We start from the raw sequence: 17,776 nt of genomic DNA, 5'->3' as shown, positions 1-17,776 counted from the left end.
GATTATCTATTATGTGAACATACCGACATAGTATGACACAAAATAGACTAGCATACTGAATGTTTATTTCTTTAGAATATGCCTTAATTAAGAATAAAATCTTGTATAAGTATATCATAAATTTTTAATGAACCCAATAAGGCATGTGAAAGAAAATAAATAGTCAAATATACAGGCATATTGATCTATTATTTTTTTGAATATGTCTAACATTTAACATGAATTGTGTTAATATAACATTAAATGTAGATTTTTATATAAAGGTTTGTTAAAATATAAAACAGAGTGTAAACGTAATAGAAAAATGTAAGGGGTGTACCTATGGAAAAGACAAAGAAAAATTCTTTTCTACAAAGAATATCTAATAAATATAAAGATATTTGTAAGACACATAAGTATTTAAGTTCTATAATAACGATAGCTTTATCATTGACAGTAGCTATGGGAATTATACTTGTTACAAAGTCATCTATGTCAAGTAATAAAACAGTAACAATTGCAACTAATATAGCAGAAGAGGCTTTTTATAATAAAAACTATGAGTCAGCTATTGAAGAATATCAAAAAATACAAAAAGAGACAAGCTGGCCTTTTTCAAATATGAAAATTGCAGAAATTTACTCAGTTAAAGGAGATTATGTCAAATCAAATGAAATACTTAGCAAGGTATATGAAGCTAGAAATAAAGCAATAGATAGTAAAAACAAACAAGATTTAAAGGAACAAGACAAGGAATTAATAAATTACATAGTTTTTACTTATTTTATGAATGGTGAATCTAAAAAGGCACTAGAATATGGAGAATTATTTTTAAAAGATTATCCAGAAGATAAGAATTTATTAAAAACAATGTTTACAATTTATATGACAAATAATGATAAAGAAAAAGCTAAGAAGATAATAGATAATTATCCAATGCAAGATATAAGCTCAAGTGATTTAGCAATTTTAGCTAGGATGAATATGTTAGTTGATAATTGGAATAATGGTTTAAAACTTTTAAAGGATGCATGGGACAAGGATAAAGATGAAATAATGGTGTTTGATGTTGTAGAGCAAATAGCATCTTATAATAAGAATGAGTTTATAAAAAGAGTTTCAGAACTTGAGAAGAAAAATCCTGATGAATGTGTATATAAAATGTGGATGGCAAAGGTATATTCAATGAATAAAGAGTATGCTCAAAAAAGTGAAGAAATAATTAAGAATATAGAAAACAAGGATGTTGGCAAAATAAACATAGATCTTATTCAATATAAAGCATATGAAAATATGGGTAAAGAAGAAGAGGCTAAAAAAACACTAAAAGAAATTGTAAGTAATAATCCTGAGTCTTTTATAGAATGTTATATTGCATCATTATATGATTATAAAATAGAAGACTATAAAGATGCACTTACATATTGTAAAAAGAGCATATTGATAAATAGAGATTATTCAAATAGTTATAGCTTAATAGCTGATATTATTGTCAAACAAACTAATATAAAAGAAGTTAATGGAGCGGAAGATAAGAATGGAAAGAAGGAAAAGGGAGACAGTGCAGAACCATATTTTAGGACTGCATTATATAAGGAACTCTTTAATTCTACAACTATGACTAAAATTGCAGGATATTATTCCAATATAATAAAGGATTCTAATAAAGCATTAGAATATTATAATATGGCATCACAAATAAATCCAAATGATGCAGAAGCATATTATAATATGGCGTTAATTAATCTTAATAATCAAAGAGAAGATAAAGCAGTAGAACTATTAAATAAAAGCATAAAATTAGATAATAAGAGTGCAAAATATTATAGGAAGTTAGGAGAAATTTATTTAAATAAAGGAAAAAATGAAGAAGCTATAAAAGCAATAAGATCTTCTTATGGAATTGATAAGAATGATATATTAACATTAAATAATGCAGGTTGTTATTATATATCTGTTGAAGGTGATGTTGATAGAGCTATGGCTAATTTTAAATCAGCTTATGAAGGAATTAACGATAAAACAGATAATAAGACAAAAGAAATAATAACAGATAATTATAATAGGTTAAAGAATCATAATAAAAGTGATAAAACAACTTTAACAGTTTCACAATTTAAATTAGTTCAGTAGGAGTGATAATATGTATCCAATAAAATTTAAAAACATGTATTATGATAGAATATGGGGCGGTAGAGATTTAGGGGCTTTTAGAAATAATATGCCTGAAGGAATTATAGGTGAAAGTTGGGATATTGCTTGCCATAAAAATGGTACTGGAATAGTAGCCAATGGAGAATTAAAAGGAAAATCATTTGATCAAATAATAAAATTATATAGGGATGAGATTCTTGGAAAAGAAATTAAAGATTCAGAGTTTCCACTTTTAATTAAATTAATAAATGCACAAGATAAACTTTCAGTACAAGTACATCCAGATGATGAATATGCAAGTAGAGTAGAAAAAGACTCAGGAAAAACAGAAGCTTGGTATGTAGTAAGTGCAGAAGAAAATTCATGTTTGATTGTTGGAACAAAAGATTGTGACAAAGAAAAATTTAAGAAGGCAATAGACGAAGGGGATTTGGATAAATATTTAAATAAAATCCCTGTTAAAAAAGGAGATTTCTTTTATGTGCAAAGTGGATTAGTTCATGCTATATGTGAAGGCGTTATAATTGCAGAAATTCAACAAAGTAGTGATACAACATATAGAGTTTATGATTATAATAGAGGTAGAGAACTACATGTTGAAAAGGCACTAGATGTAATTGATTTTTCTCTTAAAGGTGAAAATTCTGAAGGGATTTTAGTGAAAACTGAAGCATATGATAAGACATATCTTTGTTTAGGTAAGTATTTTACAATACAAAAATATAAAATTAAAACATGTGTAAAAGAAAAAAGTGATGAAAATAGATTTTATTTATTTACTTGTGTAGAAGGAAATGGATCAATTAGATATGATCAAGGAGAAGAAAAACTAAATCTTGGTGATAGTATTTTAATTCCAGCAAGCTTAGGTAACTATGAATTAATAGGTGATTTTACTTTATTAAAAAGTTATGTTCCCAATATAGAAGAAGAGCAAACAGATATATTAAAAAATGTTATCAAATAGTAATATAAATGAGGGGGTAACTAAAAGAAGTTGCCTCCTTATTTAGGTATATTAAAAAATAGCAATTCAGTATGCTAATTTATTTATACTAGGGGAGATGAAAATATGAAGAATAGAGGGATTAAAAAAAATATCAAGGTAGTTTTAGTTTTTTTGATTGGTGCTATTTTGTTTAGTTTACATTTTTCTAATAGCAAACCACCGAATAAAGAAATTGAGGTTGTAAATTGGAATAACTACTATAATGAAAATAATATTGCTTTTTTTTATGAGAATATTAATAATAAAAAAATTCAATTATTAGATTCAACTTATAAGGTTAGTGAAATGGTAGGTCAAGAAAATGATGAATTTAATAAGGTGCTAAAAACTATTGATATTGTAAATAGTATAATACAATATGATGATGTAGCAGATTTAAATTTTAGAAGCGGATATGATATTTTAAAAGAAAAAGGAAGTAGTAAAAAGGTTTCTGCAAATAATATGGCAGTTATAGAGAAGGATTTACTAACTGCAAGTGGAATAACAAGTAGAATTGGAGTTTTTAGAAAAAAAGATGCAATTAATGATAGTAAATCAGATTATTATGTAGTTGAATATTGGAGTACTCAAAGTAAAAAGTGGGTTATGATAGATTTTTTAGATAAGGGATATTTTACAGATGGATATAATACATTATCAGCAATTGAAGTTTTAACAAAAGATATTAATGAATTGTCATACATAGGTAAAACAAAGGGTAAGGAGTATAAAAAAAATATAAAAAAATACTTAGATTCATATAGCATAGAGATAGATAATACAATAACAGGTTCTAAAAGTAATAGTTTTATAACATACATAAAAGATAAAAAAGCATTAGAAATTAAATATAAAGATAGATTTGCACCACCGACTATTTTTACAGAAGAAACTTCGATATTTGAAAAAAACCCCACAAATAATAGTATAGGAACAGATAAAAAGGCATATATAATTTTAATGAAGAAAAGTGATTTAGCTGAAGTAACTAATGCTAAGCAAGCAAAGAAACCTGAAACAGATGGGATTTCTATGATTGTAGGAGCATTTAAGGATGGAAAAATCATGGGCAATTATTATTTAAATGTTAATGGTAACGGATATGAAGAAGTTAATAAATATAAGGAAATAGAACTGAAAAAAGGAGAAACAAGTATAGATTTATCAGTGGATGGAATAAATTCAATAGGTAACATAATTGTAAGGAAAAATTAAGAATATGTACTAATAATATATATTATAATTAGACAGTAAAGATATAAGAAAGAGAGTGATAATTAATGGTAATAGATTTTTTATTCATAATTAAGGCGATTGTTGTAGCAATAGTTGAAGGATTGACTGAATTTGTTCCTGTATCATCAACAGGACATATGATATTAGTTTCAAACCTAATTGGATTTCAAGGTGAATTTGTTAAGATGTTTGAAGTAGTAATACAACTTGGAGCAATACTTGCAGTTGTAGTTTTATATTGGCAAAAGATAAGAGATAGTGTTATTGATTTTTTTGCTTATATATTTACAAAAGGTAAAAAAGGCGAAGTCGGATTTAGATTTGGAATGAATGTTATATATGGATCTATTCCAGCACTTATAATAGGATTAGCTTTTCATAAGAAGATAAAGACACTATTTAACGCCAAAGCTGTTGTTATTGGATTTATAGTAGGTGGTATATTATTAATTGTAATTGAAAATATGTTTAGAAAAAATAAACGTGCAGTAAGAGATATAGATAAGATAACAGTAATTCAATCTCTTAAAATAGGAGTATTTCAATGTTTAGCCATGTGGCCAGGAATGTCTAGAAGTGCATCTACAATTATGGGTGGTTGGGTTTCAGGTCTATCAACATCAATTGCAGCAGAATTTTCATTTTTTCTAGCAATACCAGCAATGGTTGGATCATCAGGATTAGATTTACTATCGTTTGACTATTCTTTAATGAATCTAACTACAATTATATCATTAATAGTTGGATTTGTTGTAGCATTTTTAGTATCACTAGTGGTTATGGAAGGATTCATAAGTTACTTAAAGAAAAAACCTATGAGGATATTTGCAATATATAGATTAATAGCCGGAATAATTTTTGGTATACTTATATTTAAAGGAATTGTAATAGTATAATAGACTTTACACATATTCAAAAAAAATAAGTGTGCATAGTCAAATAAATTTAATGATGTATTGTATTTACCAAGCTAAGAATATTTATTGAAATATATGAATATTCTTAGCTTGGTTTTTTATTCTTTAGAAAATTATATTATGAAAGAAGTTGTGGATAACGCAGATTATATTTTTGTTTAAAGGTTAAGGCACATTAAAATAAATAACAAGTAAGTCAGCTAGTCTATTTTGCGTCATAAGGAAGCTCGACTCATATACACTCGCTGAGTAAGTGATTCACACAAAATCATAGATTGCACGGTGTGAAAGTTCGAAGAACGAAATATAAAATTTCGATTCTCACTTTTGGTTCTCTACTCATGCCTAGGTAAACTCATTCCATAGTCTGCTATGAGATGAGTTTATCTCCTTGCCATCATACAAAATATACGTCGTATCTTTGAGTTGTTATTTTCTTTAATATGCCTAAGAAATAAAAACTAAAGAATAAAAAGAAAATATATTCGCCTGCTAGATTTTTCTCACATACGTTCGAAAAGGCAGATGCGTAAAAAAAATCGACGGCTCCGCAGTCGCCTTGACGATTTTTTTATTATGTCTTAAATATATATGTTCTAATTAAGTTTATGCATTTGAATTACTGAATTGCTAAAAAAAATACAGAAAAATTTATTCTACATTGTAAATTGTCAATTGGAACATATATAATAGTTTAATTCACTGAAAATTAAGACTTTTCAGAATTTAAACTTTGTGATATTATTAAAGTAAAGAAAAGGAAATTCTAATTTTTTTTTAAAATATACTAAAGTAAAGCTATAAAAACTAAATAAGGTATTTCGGAAATATGTAGAATGAACATAGTTTGTTTTATATATAGTGACAAAAATGACTTACAGTAGAGGGGGAGTTTTAAATGCAAAAAGAGATTAAGAGAATAGCATTGTTAACTGGAGGTGGAGATTGCCCCGGACTAAACGCAACTATTAGAGCTGTGACAAAATCTGCAATATTAAATTATGGTTATGACGTAATTGGTTATAAGTTTGGTTATAGAGGATTATATAATAATGATTTTATGTCTTTAACATTAAATAGTGTAGCAGATCTTTTACCTAAAGGTGGAACAATCTTATTTAGCTCAAATAAAGATAATTTATTTGATTACCAAGTAGAAGAAAATGGTCAAATGATTAAAAAAGATGTTTCAGATATAGCAGTTCAGAATATGAAAAAAGAAGGTGTTGATGCTTTAGTAGTAATTGGTGGAGATGGAACTTTAACTTCAGCAAGAGATTTTTCAAGAAAAGGAGTTAATATTATAGGAGTACCAAAGACCATTGATAATGATTTAGGATCTACTGATACAACATTTGGATTTAATACAGCAATAGATATTGCAACAGAAGCTTTAGATAGATTAACCACAACAGCACAGTCTCATCATAGAATTATGATTCTTGAAGTTATGGGAAGAAATGCAGGATTTATAGCATTAGAATCAGGAATAGCTGGTTCTGCTGATATTATTTTGTTACCTGAAATTCCATATGATATAAATAGAATTGTTGATAAAATTAATAAAAGAAAACAAGAAGGAAATTTATTTACAATTATTGTTGTGGCAGAGGGTGCAAAAGCAAAAGATGGAAAAGTTATAGTATCTAAAATTGTAGCGGATAGTCCTGATCCAATTAGACTTGGTGGAGTTGGAAATAAGCTAGCAGCAGATCTTGAGAATATTATTAAAGATCAAGAAGTTAGATGTACAGTACTTGGACACCTTCAAAGAGGGGGAAATACATGTACATTTGATAGAATACTGTCAACAAGATATGGAGTAGCAGCTGTGGATCTTATAAAACAAGGTAAGTTTGGAACTATGGTTTGTTTAAAAGGAAATGAAATTACTTATGATAATTTAGAAAATGTTATAGGAAATAATAAATTGGTAGATAAAAATGGGGAACTCGTTAAGATAGCAAAGAAAATAGGAGTATGTTTTGCAGATTAAATAAAATAATATTACTATATTATGCTATAAATTTTTAATTAGTGGTATACTATAACTAGTAAGAATCAAATGGATTTTTTAGAAAGCTGGTGGGTATTGTGAAAGGAATAAAAAGATATTTAGAATCAAGAATTGGAACCTATGGATTTTTCTTTGAAGATTTAAATAGTGGATTTTCTTATGGGTATAATGAAAATGTTCAAACGGTTGCTGCTGGATGTATGAAACTTCCTATAGCTGTGTCTGTAATAAAGGCTGTTGAGAAAGAAAAGATTTCTTTTTTAGACAAGGTAAAAATTCATCAAGAAGATAAGGTATATGGAACAGGAATATTACATGAATTTGATGATAGAGAATATACAATATTTGAATTATTAGTAGCTATGCTAATCCAAAGTGATAATACTGCTGCTAATAAATTAATAGATATAGTTGGAATGGATGTCATAAATGAAGATATAAAAGCTCAAGGATTAAAAAACACTCATTTAAATAGAAAAACATCTGATGAGAGAAGTGCAAGTAAGGGTATTGAAAATATTACAAGCGCTTTAGATTTATCTCACATATGGAAACATTTACACGAAGCTACATTTTTAAGTGAAAAAAATAGTACTATGCTTATAGATATACTTAGAAGACAACAAATAAAAAATAAATTAGCATTATACATCCCAGATGACTTAAAATATGAGATTTCTAGTAAGACTGGTGATAAAACTGGAGTAGAGAATGATACAGCTCTGATTCAACTTTCAAAAGGTGATTTCGTATTTACAATTCTTTCAATGGCTATTCCTAATAGTGTATATGGAACTGTAACTTTAGCAAAGAGTGGAAAAATGATGTGGGATGAGGTATGTAATAATTGGGATTAGTTTTTATTGACATAGTACAAAATAAATGGTATCCTTACAAACAGAATAGCCTTTAATTTGATCCAGAGAGATCAACAAGGAAGTTATATAATACCATATTTTAGGGTTTATTGCGCCTTCCTTTTTAATAAGGAAGGCTTTTTATATAGCTAATTATATCTTAATTAAGAATTAATTTGAATAAGTATTTTTATAGACAATATTAATTTAAATTAAAAATTACTTAATTTAAGAGTAAATTTGCTGGATATAATGCCAGCATGTTAGTTGTAAGCTATAAGGTGTGGTGCTACCTAAAAAATATTTTTGGTAGCGTTAATTATAACTTTTTATAAGTTTTTATTAACGGTTAAAAAGGAGTGATATCATAATGATAAAAGGCAAACATTTAATAGATCCTATGGATTTTACAGTAGAAGAATTAAAAGAAATTTTCGAATTATCACGTCAAATTATTTCATGTCCAGAAAAATTTTCTCATGTATGTGATGGGAAAATACTAGCAACATTATTTTATGAACCAAGTACAAGAACTAGATTTAGTTTTGAAGCAGCAATGATGAGACTTGGTGGTAAAATTCTTGGTTTTTCAGAACCAAATTCATCATCAGCATCAAAAGGTGAAACATTATCAGATACAATTAAAATGGTATCAATATACACTGATATTATAGCAATGAGGCATCCTGAAGAAGGCGCTGCCAAAGTAGCTAGTATTTATTCAAGTGTTCCAATTGTTAATGCAGGAGATGGAGGACATCAACATCCAACTCAAACCTTAACTGACTTATTAACAATAGAGATATTAAAAAAAGGTTTAAATAATCATACTATTGGAATATGTGGAGATCTGAAATTCGGTAGAACTGTTCATTCTTTGATAAAAGCAATGTCAAGATATGAAGGAAATAAATTTGTGCTCATCTCTCCTAAAGAATTAAGCATTCCTAAATATATACGGGAAGAGGTTTTAGAGAAAAACAACATTGAATTTGTTGAAGTGGAGAGACTAGATGATGTAATAGGAGAACTTGATATATTATATATGACAAGAATTCAAAAAGAAAGATTTTTTAATGAAGAAGAATATTTAAGATTAAGAGATAGTTATATATTAAATAAAGAAAAAATTTCTATAGCTAAGAATGATATGATAGTAATGCATCCACTACCAAGAGTAAATGAAATTGCATGTGAAATAGATAATGATAAAAGAGCTGCATATTTTAAGCAAGCTGAATATGGGATGTATGCTAGAATGGCATTAATGGCTAAACTTTTGGGGGTGGTGTAGATGTTAGAAATTACAAGCATTAAAAATGGATTAGTAATAGACCATATTGAGGCTGGTATGGGAATTAAAATATTTAATTATTTAGGCCTAGATAAAAGCGATTATAGTGTTGCACTAATTATAAATGCTGAAAGCAAAAAGCTTGGGAAAAAAGACATAATAAAAATAGAAAATTGTAAAGAACTAGATTACACAATTTTAGGATTACTTTCTCCTTGTATAACCATTGATGAAGTAAAGAATGAAAAAATTATTGGGAAAATAAAACCTACATTACCTAATAAGGTTACAAATATTTTAAAATGTAAAAACCCAAGATGTATAACAGAAACAGAAAAATATGTTCCTCATTCATTTGTATTAGTTAGTAAAGAAAAGGGAACATATAGATGTGAATATTGTGATGAAATAACTAAACTATCTGAAGTTTAAAATTGTTAAAAGGGGTGACTAAAATGGAGCTTTTAATTAAAAATGCAAGAGTTGTAGATGTAAGCCAAGACTTTATTGGAGATATTTATATTAAAGATGGAGTAATAAATGAAATTTCTAAGGAAATAATAGTAAAAGAAAATGTTGAAATTTTTGATTGCAAAGGTAAAACTTTAATGCCAGCATTTATTGATACTCATGCACATTTTAGGGATCCAGGACTTACATGGAAAGAAGATTTAGAAACTGGTTCTAGAGCAGCACTTAGAGGAGGATATACAGGTGTTTGCTTGATGGCAAATACTAATCCCATATGTTCTTCTACAGAAGTGTTAGACTATGTAAGAAATAAATCTAAAGAGTTAAATTTAATAGACATACATCAATGTCCTTCAGTAACAAAAAATTTTGATGGAAAAACTTTAAGTCATTTAGAGGAGCTTAAAGATGATAATGAAGTTAAAGCTATTTCAGATGATGGAGTTGGAGTTTCTAATTCTAATATAATGATGGATGCTATGAAAATAGCAAAAGAAAATAATTGGGTTTTAATGTCACATGCAGAAAGCTCTGAATTCTCAAAAGTAGATATGAGAATAGCTGAAAATATGATGACTTTAAGAGATATTGAACTTGCAAGGATAACAGGAGCACATCTTCATATGTGTCATGTTAGTACAATCGAAGCTCTTGAATGTATTATTAATGCAAAAAGAAAAGGAGTAAATGTAACACTAGAGGTAACTCCTCATCATATTGCATTAACAAATGACATAAATAATTATAGAGTTAATCCACCAATAAGAGAAAAAGAAGATGTAGAAGCAATTTTAAGTGCTATTAAAATGGGAATGATTGATACAATAGGAACAGATCATGCACCTCATACATTAGAGGAAAAAGCAAAGGGATCTCCAGGAATGGTAGGAATAGAAACAGCTTTTTCAATATGTTACTCGACGTTAGTTAAAGATAATATCATTTCTTTAAATGATTTAAGCAAGCTTATGTCATATAATCCTGCTAAACTTTTAGGGATGAATAAAGGAAAGATTAGCATAGGAGTAGAGGGAGATTTGGTATTAGTAGACATAGATAAAAAGATAAAAATAGATTCAGAAAAATTTGCATCTAAAGGAAGGAATACACCTTTTGAAGGTATGGAATATTATGGGGAAATACTCGCAACAATAAAAGGTGGAAGAATTTTATATAAGGCATTGTAAAGTAAATAACTAGTTAAAGATTCTTAGAATTTTTTGAACTAGACAAGGAAGTGAAGGCAGTTAATACTACTGTTATTAGCTGCATTTACTGACGCAGTATAGTACAAAAAAGACAAGAAGACTGACTAGTTATTTATTTGAAAATGCCTGAGGCATTGTAAAGTAAATAACTAGTTAAAGATTCTTATCGTATATTAGTATCAATGCTTTATGCATTTGAAATACATAAAAAATTAGGAGGATTTTAAAATGAGAAGTTACATAATTGATAAATTATATGAACGAGTTGAAAAAAGAGGAGTAGTTTGTGTAGGACTAGATACAGCATTAGAATATGTTCCGGAGCACATAAGAGAAGGAAGAACTCCTGCAGAGGCAATATTTCAATTTAACAAAGAAATCATAGATTCAACATGTGATATCGCTGCGTGTTTTAAAGTCCAAATAGCTTACTATGAAGCACTAGGATTAGAAGGACTAACTGCATATAAAAGAACTTTAGATTATTTAAGAAAAAAAGATCAAATTATAATAGCAGATATAAAAAGAGGGGATATAGCAGCAACTGCAAAGATGTATGCCAAAGCCCATTTTCAAGGAGATTTTGAAGCAGATTTTATTACATTAAGTCCATATATGGGTATGGATAGTATAGAGCCATATTTACCTTATTTAGAAAGCGGGAATAAGGGAGTATTTAGTTTAGTTAGAACTTCTAATAAAGGTGCTGAAGATATTGAATATTTAGATACTACATTTAATAAAAAGGTTTATGAAGTAGTAGCAGATAAGATAACAGAAATGGGAGAAGATTATATAGGGGAATGTGGATATACTGCAATTGGTGGAGTTATAGGATGTACTCATGTTGAAGAAGGAAAGAAAATAAGAGCAAATTATAACTCGATGTTTTTCTTGATACCAGGATATGGTGCACAAGGTGGTAAGGCAGAAGATGTTGCATTATATTTAAATAATGGAAATGGCGGAGTAGTTAATTCTTCAAGAGGAATACTACTTGCTTATAAAAAGGAAAATAGGGCAAAGGAATTTTCTTTATGTGCTAGAGAAGAAGTTATAAAGATGAGAGATGCAATTAGAGAGGCAGTAAAGAGAGCATAGTTGATTTAAAAAGTTTAGATAGAAGAGGTAGGATGCCTTATTAATAGGGTATTGAGGGTATTGTGTTATAAAAAGATTAACATCTAGCTTTAGAAATACAAAATTATTTAAAGATAACATAGGAGGGAAAGTATGGCTATATCTTATAGAGATGCAAAAGTAGTTTCAAATGAAGAAATTTCAAAGGATATATATAAATTAGTTGTAGAAGATGAAAGTGAAATAAATGCGGGCCAATTTTACATGTTAAAGGTTAATGGGCAAACATTTCTTCCAAGACCAATAAGCATATGTGAAAAATCTGAAAACAAACTAACATTTTTATATGCAGTAGTAGGAACTGGAACAAAAGAATTCACAAAGCTTAGAGAAAATGATGAAATAAGCTTAACAGGACCTTTAGGAAATGGATTCGATTTAAAAAAAGATTATGGAAAAGTTGCATTGGTTTCAGGTGGTATAGGTACTGCACCTATGTTTGAACTTGCAAAGAGACTAAGAACTAAAAATAAAAATCAAAAAATTGATTTATATGCAGGTTTTAGAGACGATGTTTATTTAGTAGATGATTTTAATAAGTATGTAAATAAAGTAAATGTATCTACTAATACAGGGAAGCATGGACATAAAGGATTTATTACAGAGCTTTTAAATGTGGAAGAGTATGATACGGTTTTGTGTTGTGGACCTGAGGTTATGATGAAAAAGGTTGTAGAAATGTGCAAGGAAAAGAATGTTAGTATATATGTGTCAATGGAAAAACATATGGCATGTGGAGTTGGTGCTTGTTTAGTATGTACTTGTAAAACAAAGGATGGACATAAGCGAACTTGTAAAGATGGTCCAGTATTTGATGGATATTATGTAGAATTATAATAAAACCAGAGGAGGAAAAATAATATGTTAAAAGTAAATATTAATAACGTGGAATTTAAAAATCCTGTAATTGCTGCATCAGGAACCTTTGGTTTTGGTGAAGAATTTAATAATTTTTACGATGTTGGAATCCTTGGAGGTATATCTTCTAAAGGACTTACAATTAATCCGAAGCAAGGAAATGAAGGTATTAGAGTAGTTGAAACACCTTCAGGAATGATGAATTCAGTAGGATTACAAAATCCAGGAATAGAAGGCTTCATACATAATGAACTGCCACATATGAAAAGATTTGGAACTAATGTTATAGCAAACATTGGTGGGGGATGTTTAGAAGATTATATAGCAGCTGTGACTAAAATTAATGATACAAATGTTGATATGATTGAACTTAATATATCTTGTCCTAATGTAAAGCATGGGGGAATGGCCTTTGGAATTAAATCAAATGTAGCTTATGAAGTAGTTAAAGAAATTAAAGGACTAACTAATAAGCCATTAATGGTTAAATTATCGCCAAATGCAGAAGACATAGTAGATATGGCTTTAAAGTGTCAAGAGGCAGGAGCAGATTCTATTTCTCTTATAAATACATTAAAGGGAATGGCAATTGACATATATAAAAGAAAACCTATATTCAACAATGTAACAGCAGGACTTTCAGGTCCAGCAGTAAAACCAATTGCACTTAGAATGGTTTATGAAGTAGCACAAGCAGTTGATATTCCGGTAATAGGACTTGGAGGAATATCAAATGGAAAAGATGCCATTGAATTTATGATGGCTGGAGCTAGTGCAATTCAAATAGGTACTATTAATTTCGTAAATCCCATGGCTGGAAAAGAAATCATTGAAGACATGGAAAGATTTTTAAAAGAACAAGGAATTAAAGATATAAATGATATTGTGGGTATAATTTAAATTGAAAATATAATGAATGTTGGAGGAAGAATAATGCAAACATATAAAAAAGAATTTATTAAATTTATGATAGAGTGCGGAGTTTTAACTTTTGGAGACTTCGTAACTAAGAGTGGAAGGAATACACCTTTCTTTGTAAATACAGGAAATTATCAAACAGGAAGTCAATTAAGTAGATTAGGAGAATTTTATGCTGAGGCTATAAAAGAACATTTTGACAAAGATTACGATGTATTATTTGGACCTGCGTATAAAGGAATTCCACTAGGAGTTACAACAGCTATAGCTCTTTCAAATACATTTAATATTGATGTTAAATATTGTTCAAACAGAAAAGAAGTAAAAGACCATGGAGACAAAGGAATTCTTTTAGGAAGTAAATTAACAGATGGAGACAGGGTATTAATAGTTGAAGATGTTACAACAGCAGGAACTTCAATTTATGAGACAATGCCAATATTAAAGAGTCAAGCAGATGTTAATGTTAAAGGACTTATAATATCAGTAGACAGAATGGAAAGAGGTCAAGGCGAACAATCAGCATTAGTTGAAATAAGAGAAAAATTTGGATTTAAGACTTGTGCCATAGTAACTATGGCTGAAGTTATAGAATATTTATACAATAGAGAAATTAATGGAAATATAATTATTAATGATGAGATTAAAGGAAGAATTGATGATTACTATAAACAATATGGAGCTAAATAAAAGTTAAATTTAAAGTGCACTACCCTTGAGGTAGTGCACTTTATTAATATACTATTTATTTATTAGTTCATCAATATGAACAGTTGTATAATTATTTTCTTTAATAGATTGTGACATTTTATTTAATGGTGAATTTTCATCATACTGAACATTCAGCTTATTATTATCTGTATTAAAGTTGATATAGTCTATTTCTATAGATGGATGATAGAAAAAACTATGTAGCTTTTCTGGGTCATAAGTTTTAAGCCCATTAATTATAGAAGACATATCTGAATTCTCCACAAAACCTAAAGGGGTAGGCACATATAAATTGTTAGTGTTGGTTTTATAAATATTCTTTTTTGAGTTATCAAATGGTTCATATACAAATTGGAAATATTCTTCAATTATACTTTGTTGTAATTTGGTGTCTCTATAATGGGGACTTTCATAAAATGTACAAGGAATATTTAAAGCACTTGCGACATCTATACCATTTTCAATTACATTTTTAGTAGCTTCAACAGTATTGTTTGTATCTTTAGAAAGCTCTTCACCAGCTGCACTTCTATCAGTACCAGATTGATGAGTATAACCATGAAGTCCCATTTCAGCTCCTTTATTAATTAAGTAATCTAATAAGTTTACAAAACCAACATTTGCTATAGAATCATTTTCTAATAGGTTATTATCAATGTTATCTAGTGGAGCTTTAAATCTAGGAATCCAACCAACATGAAACTTTATACCGTTAGAATAAAGAAGATCAGCCATACATTTTACCTTAACTTGATTTTTATCTACAGCCATGGAATCTCCATTTGTGAAATCTTCAAATCTAAGTAAAGCAATTTTTCTACTATATATAATTGAAGATGCTTTAGGCTGTTGTACATTATTAGGAAGTAGGCTTATATGCTTACTTTCAAAGTCAAATACTGCAGTAAGTCCAAACAGCTTTTCTATATCAGATATTCCTATATAATAATCTCCGTTATAATTTATTAAGTTTCCACGTAAAGAACCATTGATAGAATCTTTTGTGTAAGTATCTTGAGTTAATGAAATTGTGTGACTTTCATTGTTTACTATTAGTGAGCCATTTGAGTCATTAAAATTATACTTAAGCTTGCTACATATAAAGTTAAGAGGTATATAATATCTTTGTGCTTTTAGTAGCATAGGAGTATTCTTAATATTAGTTTCATCTAGAATGTTTAAAGTTACATCGCTAATCTTTGATATGTCTGTTATTGGCATATTTCCAAATTTGATTTTTGGAGTATATGTACTTTTAAATGTGTTAGTAGGTAATAAGTTAGAATATATAGTATTATTTATAATAGTTAAGGTATTTTGAAAAAAGGTATAATAACAAATAATACCACATGTTCCTAATAAAATAAATAAAATTAGAAAAGAAAATTTTATTTTTTTTGTAATCTTTCTCATCTGTTTCTCCTTTAAGTTAAAATAAAAATTATCATTTATGCTAAATTATATAAATGAACTATTTCCATAATATCAAAAAAATACAATATATGCTAGAAAGAATATATTAAATATATATTAAATATATAGAAAAAAATTTGTATAAAGTCTTTAATTGCTGATATATCACCAATTAAAGATAATATGCATCACTGTAATTTATTAATATAATTTTTAAAATAGCAAATACTAATATAAACCTTTTTGATACATAGTTAAACTATTATAAGTATATATATTAGTATTTGTAATATTTAACTAAACTATTATGAACATATAAAACTTCATAAATATGATATAGAAGACAAAATTAAAATGTACTTGTTAAGTGGTTATAAAACAATGAAATTTTAGATCAATTGATAAAAAATATCAATAATAAACCCCTAAATTATCTATATAATTCATATAAAAAAATTATTAATTGAGAAAAAATTAACAAAGTTTCAAAGAGATTACTTGAATTAAAGAAGTATAGATAGTATATAAGAGAAATAACAATAAAATTTTGGTATATAAAGAAATATAAAGCAATATAAAGATATTTTCTAAAAAATCGAAAAAAAAGTCTTTTCATTTTGATTTATTTATATTAAAATAAGATTGAGAAAGATTTAACAAAGTCTTTCTAATGGGACGAGTATAAAGGAGGAAAAAAGATGATTAAACAATGGGAAGGTTTTAAAAGTGGAACTTGGCAAGAAGGAATAGATGTAAGAAACTTTATACAAAAGAATTATAAATTATATGAAGGTAATTCAAATTTCCTAGAGAGTACAACAGAAAAAACAAATAAAGTATGGGAAAAAGCACATGCATTAATAGTTGAAGAAGTTAAAAAAGGAATTATTGGTGTTGCAGCTGATATAGTTTCAGGAATAGATAATTATGAACCAGGATACATAGATAAAGATAATGAAGTTATAGTTGGACTTCAAACAGATGCTCCACTTAAAAGAATTGTAAATCCATTTGGTGGAATGAGAATGGTTGAAACTTCACTAGAACAATATGGATATAAATTAGATGAAAACATAGAAAAATATTTTTCACAATATAGAAAAACTCATAATCAAGGAGTTTTTGATGGTTATACAAAGGAAATAAGACTTGCAAGAACAGCAGGACTTTTAACAGGGCTTCCAGATGCCTATGGTAGGGGAAGAATAATAGGTGATTATAGAAGAATTGCACTTTATGGTGTAGATTATTTAATAGAAGAAAAGAAGAAAGATCTTGAGAGTTTGCAAGGAGACATGCTTGATGAACTTATAAGAAAAAGAGAAGAAGTTAATGAACAAATTAGAGCATTAGCAGCTATAAAGTCTATGGCATCTAAATATGGTTGTGATATTTCAAAACCAGCTGCAACAGCAGTAGAAGCAGTACAAGGCTTATATCTTGGATACCTAGCTGGTATTAAGGAAAATAATGGAGCGGCTACATCATTTGGAAGAACTTCAACATTCCTTGATATATATATTGAAAGAGATTTAGAATCCGGATTAATAACAGAAAAAGAAGCTCAAGAAATGGTGGATCAACTTATAATCAAATTAAGATTAGTTAGGCA

15 protein-coding genes are annotated in these 17,776 nt (G+C 28.1%); 14 read left to right on the top strand and 1 reads right to left on the bottom strand.

Translation table 11 applies throughout. The features are described from left to right. Window positions 1-321: 321 nt before the first annotated feature. The 13 genes from BM027_RS05400 to pyrE all read left to right on the top strand — a co-directional run bounded on the left by BM027_RS05400 (window position 322) and on the right by pyrE (window position 14,730). Complete coding sequence (locus BM027_RS05400; RefSeq protein ID WP_090089467.1) at window positions 322-2,112, top strand: tetratricopeptide repeat protein; 1,791 nt, start codon at window positions 322-324, stop codon at window positions 2,110-2,112. A gap of 10 nt (window positions 2,113-2,122) precedes the next feature. Then, window positions 2,123-3,100 carry a type I phosphomannose isomerase catalytic subunit gene (locus tag BM027_RS05395; protein ID WP_090089466.1) on the top strand — a complete coding sequence of 326 codons (978 nt, stop codon included), beginning with the start codon at window positions 2,123-2,125 and terminating at the stop codon, window positions 3,098-3,100. Between the two features lie 105 nt (window positions 3,101-3,205). After that, window positions 3,206-4,339: a hypothetical protein gene (locus tag BM027_RS05390; protein WP_090089465.1), complete on the top strand. Its 1,134-nt coding sequence runs from the start codon at window positions 3,206-3,208 to the stop codon at window positions 4,337-4,339. Window positions 4,340-4,404: 65 nt separating this feature from the next. Beyond that, window positions 4,405-5,256 carry an undecaprenyl-diphosphate phosphatase gene (locus tag BM027_RS05385; protein ID WP_090089464.1) on the top strand — a complete coding sequence of 284 codons (852 nt, stop codon included), beginning with the start codon at window positions 4,405-4,407 and terminating at the stop codon, window positions 5,254-5,256. Window positions 5,257-6,175: 919 nt separating this feature from the next. Further along, window positions 6,176-7,273, top strand: coding sequence for a 6-phosphofructokinase (locus tag BM027_RS05380; protein ID WP_090089463.1), 1,098 nt, complete (start codon window positions 6,176-6,178; stop codon window positions 7,271-7,273). 98 nt (window positions 7,274-7,371) lie between these two features. Beyond that, window positions 7,372-8,151 carry a serine hydrolase gene (locus BM027_RS05375; protein ID WP_090089462.1) on the top strand — a complete coding sequence of 260 codons (780 nt, stop codon included), beginning with the start codon at window positions 7,372-7,374 and terminating at the stop codon, window positions 8,149-8,151. A gap of 370 nt (window positions 8,152-8,521) precedes the next feature. Next, complete coding sequence (pyrB, locus tag BM027_RS05370; RefSeq protein ID WP_090089461.1) at window positions 8,522-9,445, top strand: aspartate carbamoyltransferase; 924 nt, start codon at window positions 8,522-8,524, stop codon at window positions 9,443-9,445. Next, entirely contained in the window at window positions 9,446-9,877 is a 432-nt protein-coding gene (locus BM027_RS05365; RefSeq protein ID WP_090089460.1) for an aspartate carbamoyltransferase regulatory subunit, read from the top strand. Window positions 9,878-9,900: 23 nt separating this feature from the next. Next, a complete protein-coding gene (locus tag BM027_RS05360; protein ID WP_090089459.1) occupies window positions 9,901-11,103 on the top strand; it encodes a dihydroorotase in 1,203 nt (400 codons plus the stop codon). 249 nt (window positions 11,104-11,352) lie between these two features. After that, complete coding sequence (gene pyrF, locus BM027_RS05355; RefSeq protein ID WP_090089458.1) at window positions 11,353-12,225, top strand: orotidine-5'-phosphate decarboxylase; 873 nt, start codon at window positions 11,353-11,355, stop codon at window positions 12,223-12,225. A 132-nt stretch (window positions 12,226-12,357) separates the two neighbouring features. Beyond that, complete coding sequence (locus tag BM027_RS05350; RefSeq protein ID WP_090089457.1) at window positions 12,358-13,101, top strand: dihydroorotate dehydrogenase electron transfer subunit; 744 nt, start codon at window positions 12,358-12,360, stop codon at window positions 13,099-13,101. A gap of 24 nt (window positions 13,102-13,125) precedes the next feature. Further along, window positions 13,126-14,022 carry a dihydroorotate dehydrogenase gene (locus BM027_RS05345; RefSeq protein ID WP_090089456.1) on the top strand — a complete coding sequence of 299 codons (897 nt, stop codon included), beginning with the start codon at window positions 13,126-13,128 and terminating at the stop codon, window positions 14,020-14,022. A 33-nt stretch (window positions 14,023-14,055) separates the two neighbouring features. Beyond that, window positions 14,056-14,730 (top strand): orotate phosphoribosyltransferase, encoded by a 675-nt coding sequence (gene pyrE / locus BM027_RS05340; protein ID WP_090089455.1) that lies wholly within the window; start codon window positions 14,056-14,058, stop codon window positions 14,728-14,730. A gap of 51 nt (window positions 14,731-14,781) precedes the next feature. Here the strand turns inward: pyrE and BM027_RS05335 are convergent, their stop codons facing one another. Then, on the bottom strand, window positions 14,782-16,164 hold the full coding sequence (locus BM027_RS05335) for a DUF2334 domain-containing protein (RefSeq protein WP_090089454.1): 1,383 nt from the start codon (window positions 16,162-16,164) through the stop codon (window positions 14,782-14,784). Between the two features lie 698 nt (window positions 16,165-16,862). Here BM027_RS05335 and BM027_RS05330 point away from each other — a divergent pair. Beyond that, the coding region (locus BM027_RS05330) for a pyruvate formate lyase family protein (protein ID WP_278320204.1) at window positions 16,863-17,776 on the top strand (914 nt) is incomplete at its 3' end.

The organism is Clostridium uliginosum, from assembly GCF_900112485.1.
Lineage (GTDB): Bacteria > Bacillota > Clostridia > Clostridiales > Clostridiaceae > Clostridium > Clostridium uliginosum.
This window is presented reverse-complemented; position numbering and strand designations above follow the sequence as displayed.

Excerpts from the sequence above, each read along its gene's own strand:
- BM027_RS05400 (WP_090089467.1), top strand. The coding sequence starts at position 322 with ATGGAAAAGACAAAGAAAAATTCTTTTCTACAAAGAATATCTAATAAA.
- BM027_RS05395 (WP_090089466.1), top strand. The coding sequence starts at position 2,123 with ATGTATCCAATAAAATTTAAAAACATGTATTATGATAGAATATGGGGC.
- BM027_RS05390 (WP_090089465.1), top strand. The coding sequence starts at position 3,206 with ATGAAGAATAGAGGGATTAAAAAAAATATCAAGGTAGTTTTAGTTTTT.
- BM027_RS05385 (WP_090089464.1), top strand. The coding sequence starts at position 4,405 with ATGGTAATAGATTTTTTATTCATAATTAAGGCGATTGTTGTAGCAATA.
- BM027_RS05380 (WP_090089463.1), top strand. The coding sequence starts at position 6,176 with ATGCAAAAAGAGATTAAGAGAATAGCATTGTTAACTGGAGGTGGAGAT.
- pyrB (WP_090089461.1), top strand. The coding sequence starts at position 8,522 with ATGATAAAAGGCAAACATTTAATAGATCCTATGGATTTTACAGTAGAA.
- BM027_RS05365 (WP_090089460.1), top strand. The coding sequence starts at position 9,446 with ATGTTAGAAATTACAAGCATTAAAAATGGATTAGTAATAGACCATATT.
- BM027_RS05360 (WP_090089459.1), top strand. The coding sequence starts at position 9,901 with ATGGAGCTTTTAATTAAAAATGCAAGAGTTGTAGATGTAAGCCAAGAC.
- pyrF (WP_090089458.1), top strand. The coding sequence starts at position 11,353 with ATGAGAAGTTACATAATTGATAAATTATATGAACGAGTTGAAAAAAGA.
- BM027_RS05350 (WP_090089457.1), top strand. The coding sequence starts at position 12,358 with ATGGCTATATCTTATAGAGATGCAAAAGTAGTTTCAAATGAAGAAATT.
- BM027_RS05345 (WP_090089456.1), top strand. The coding sequence starts at position 13,126 with ATGTTAAAAGTAAATATTAATAACGTGGAATTTAAAAATCCTGTAATT.
- pyrE (WP_090089455.1), top strand. The coding sequence starts at position 14,056 with ATGCAAACATATAAAAAAGAATTTATTAAATTTATGATAGAGTGCGGA.
- BM027_RS05335 (WP_090089454.1), bottom strand. The coding sequence starts at position 16,164 with ATGAGAAAGATTACAAAAAAAATAAAATTTTCTTTTCTAATTTTATTT.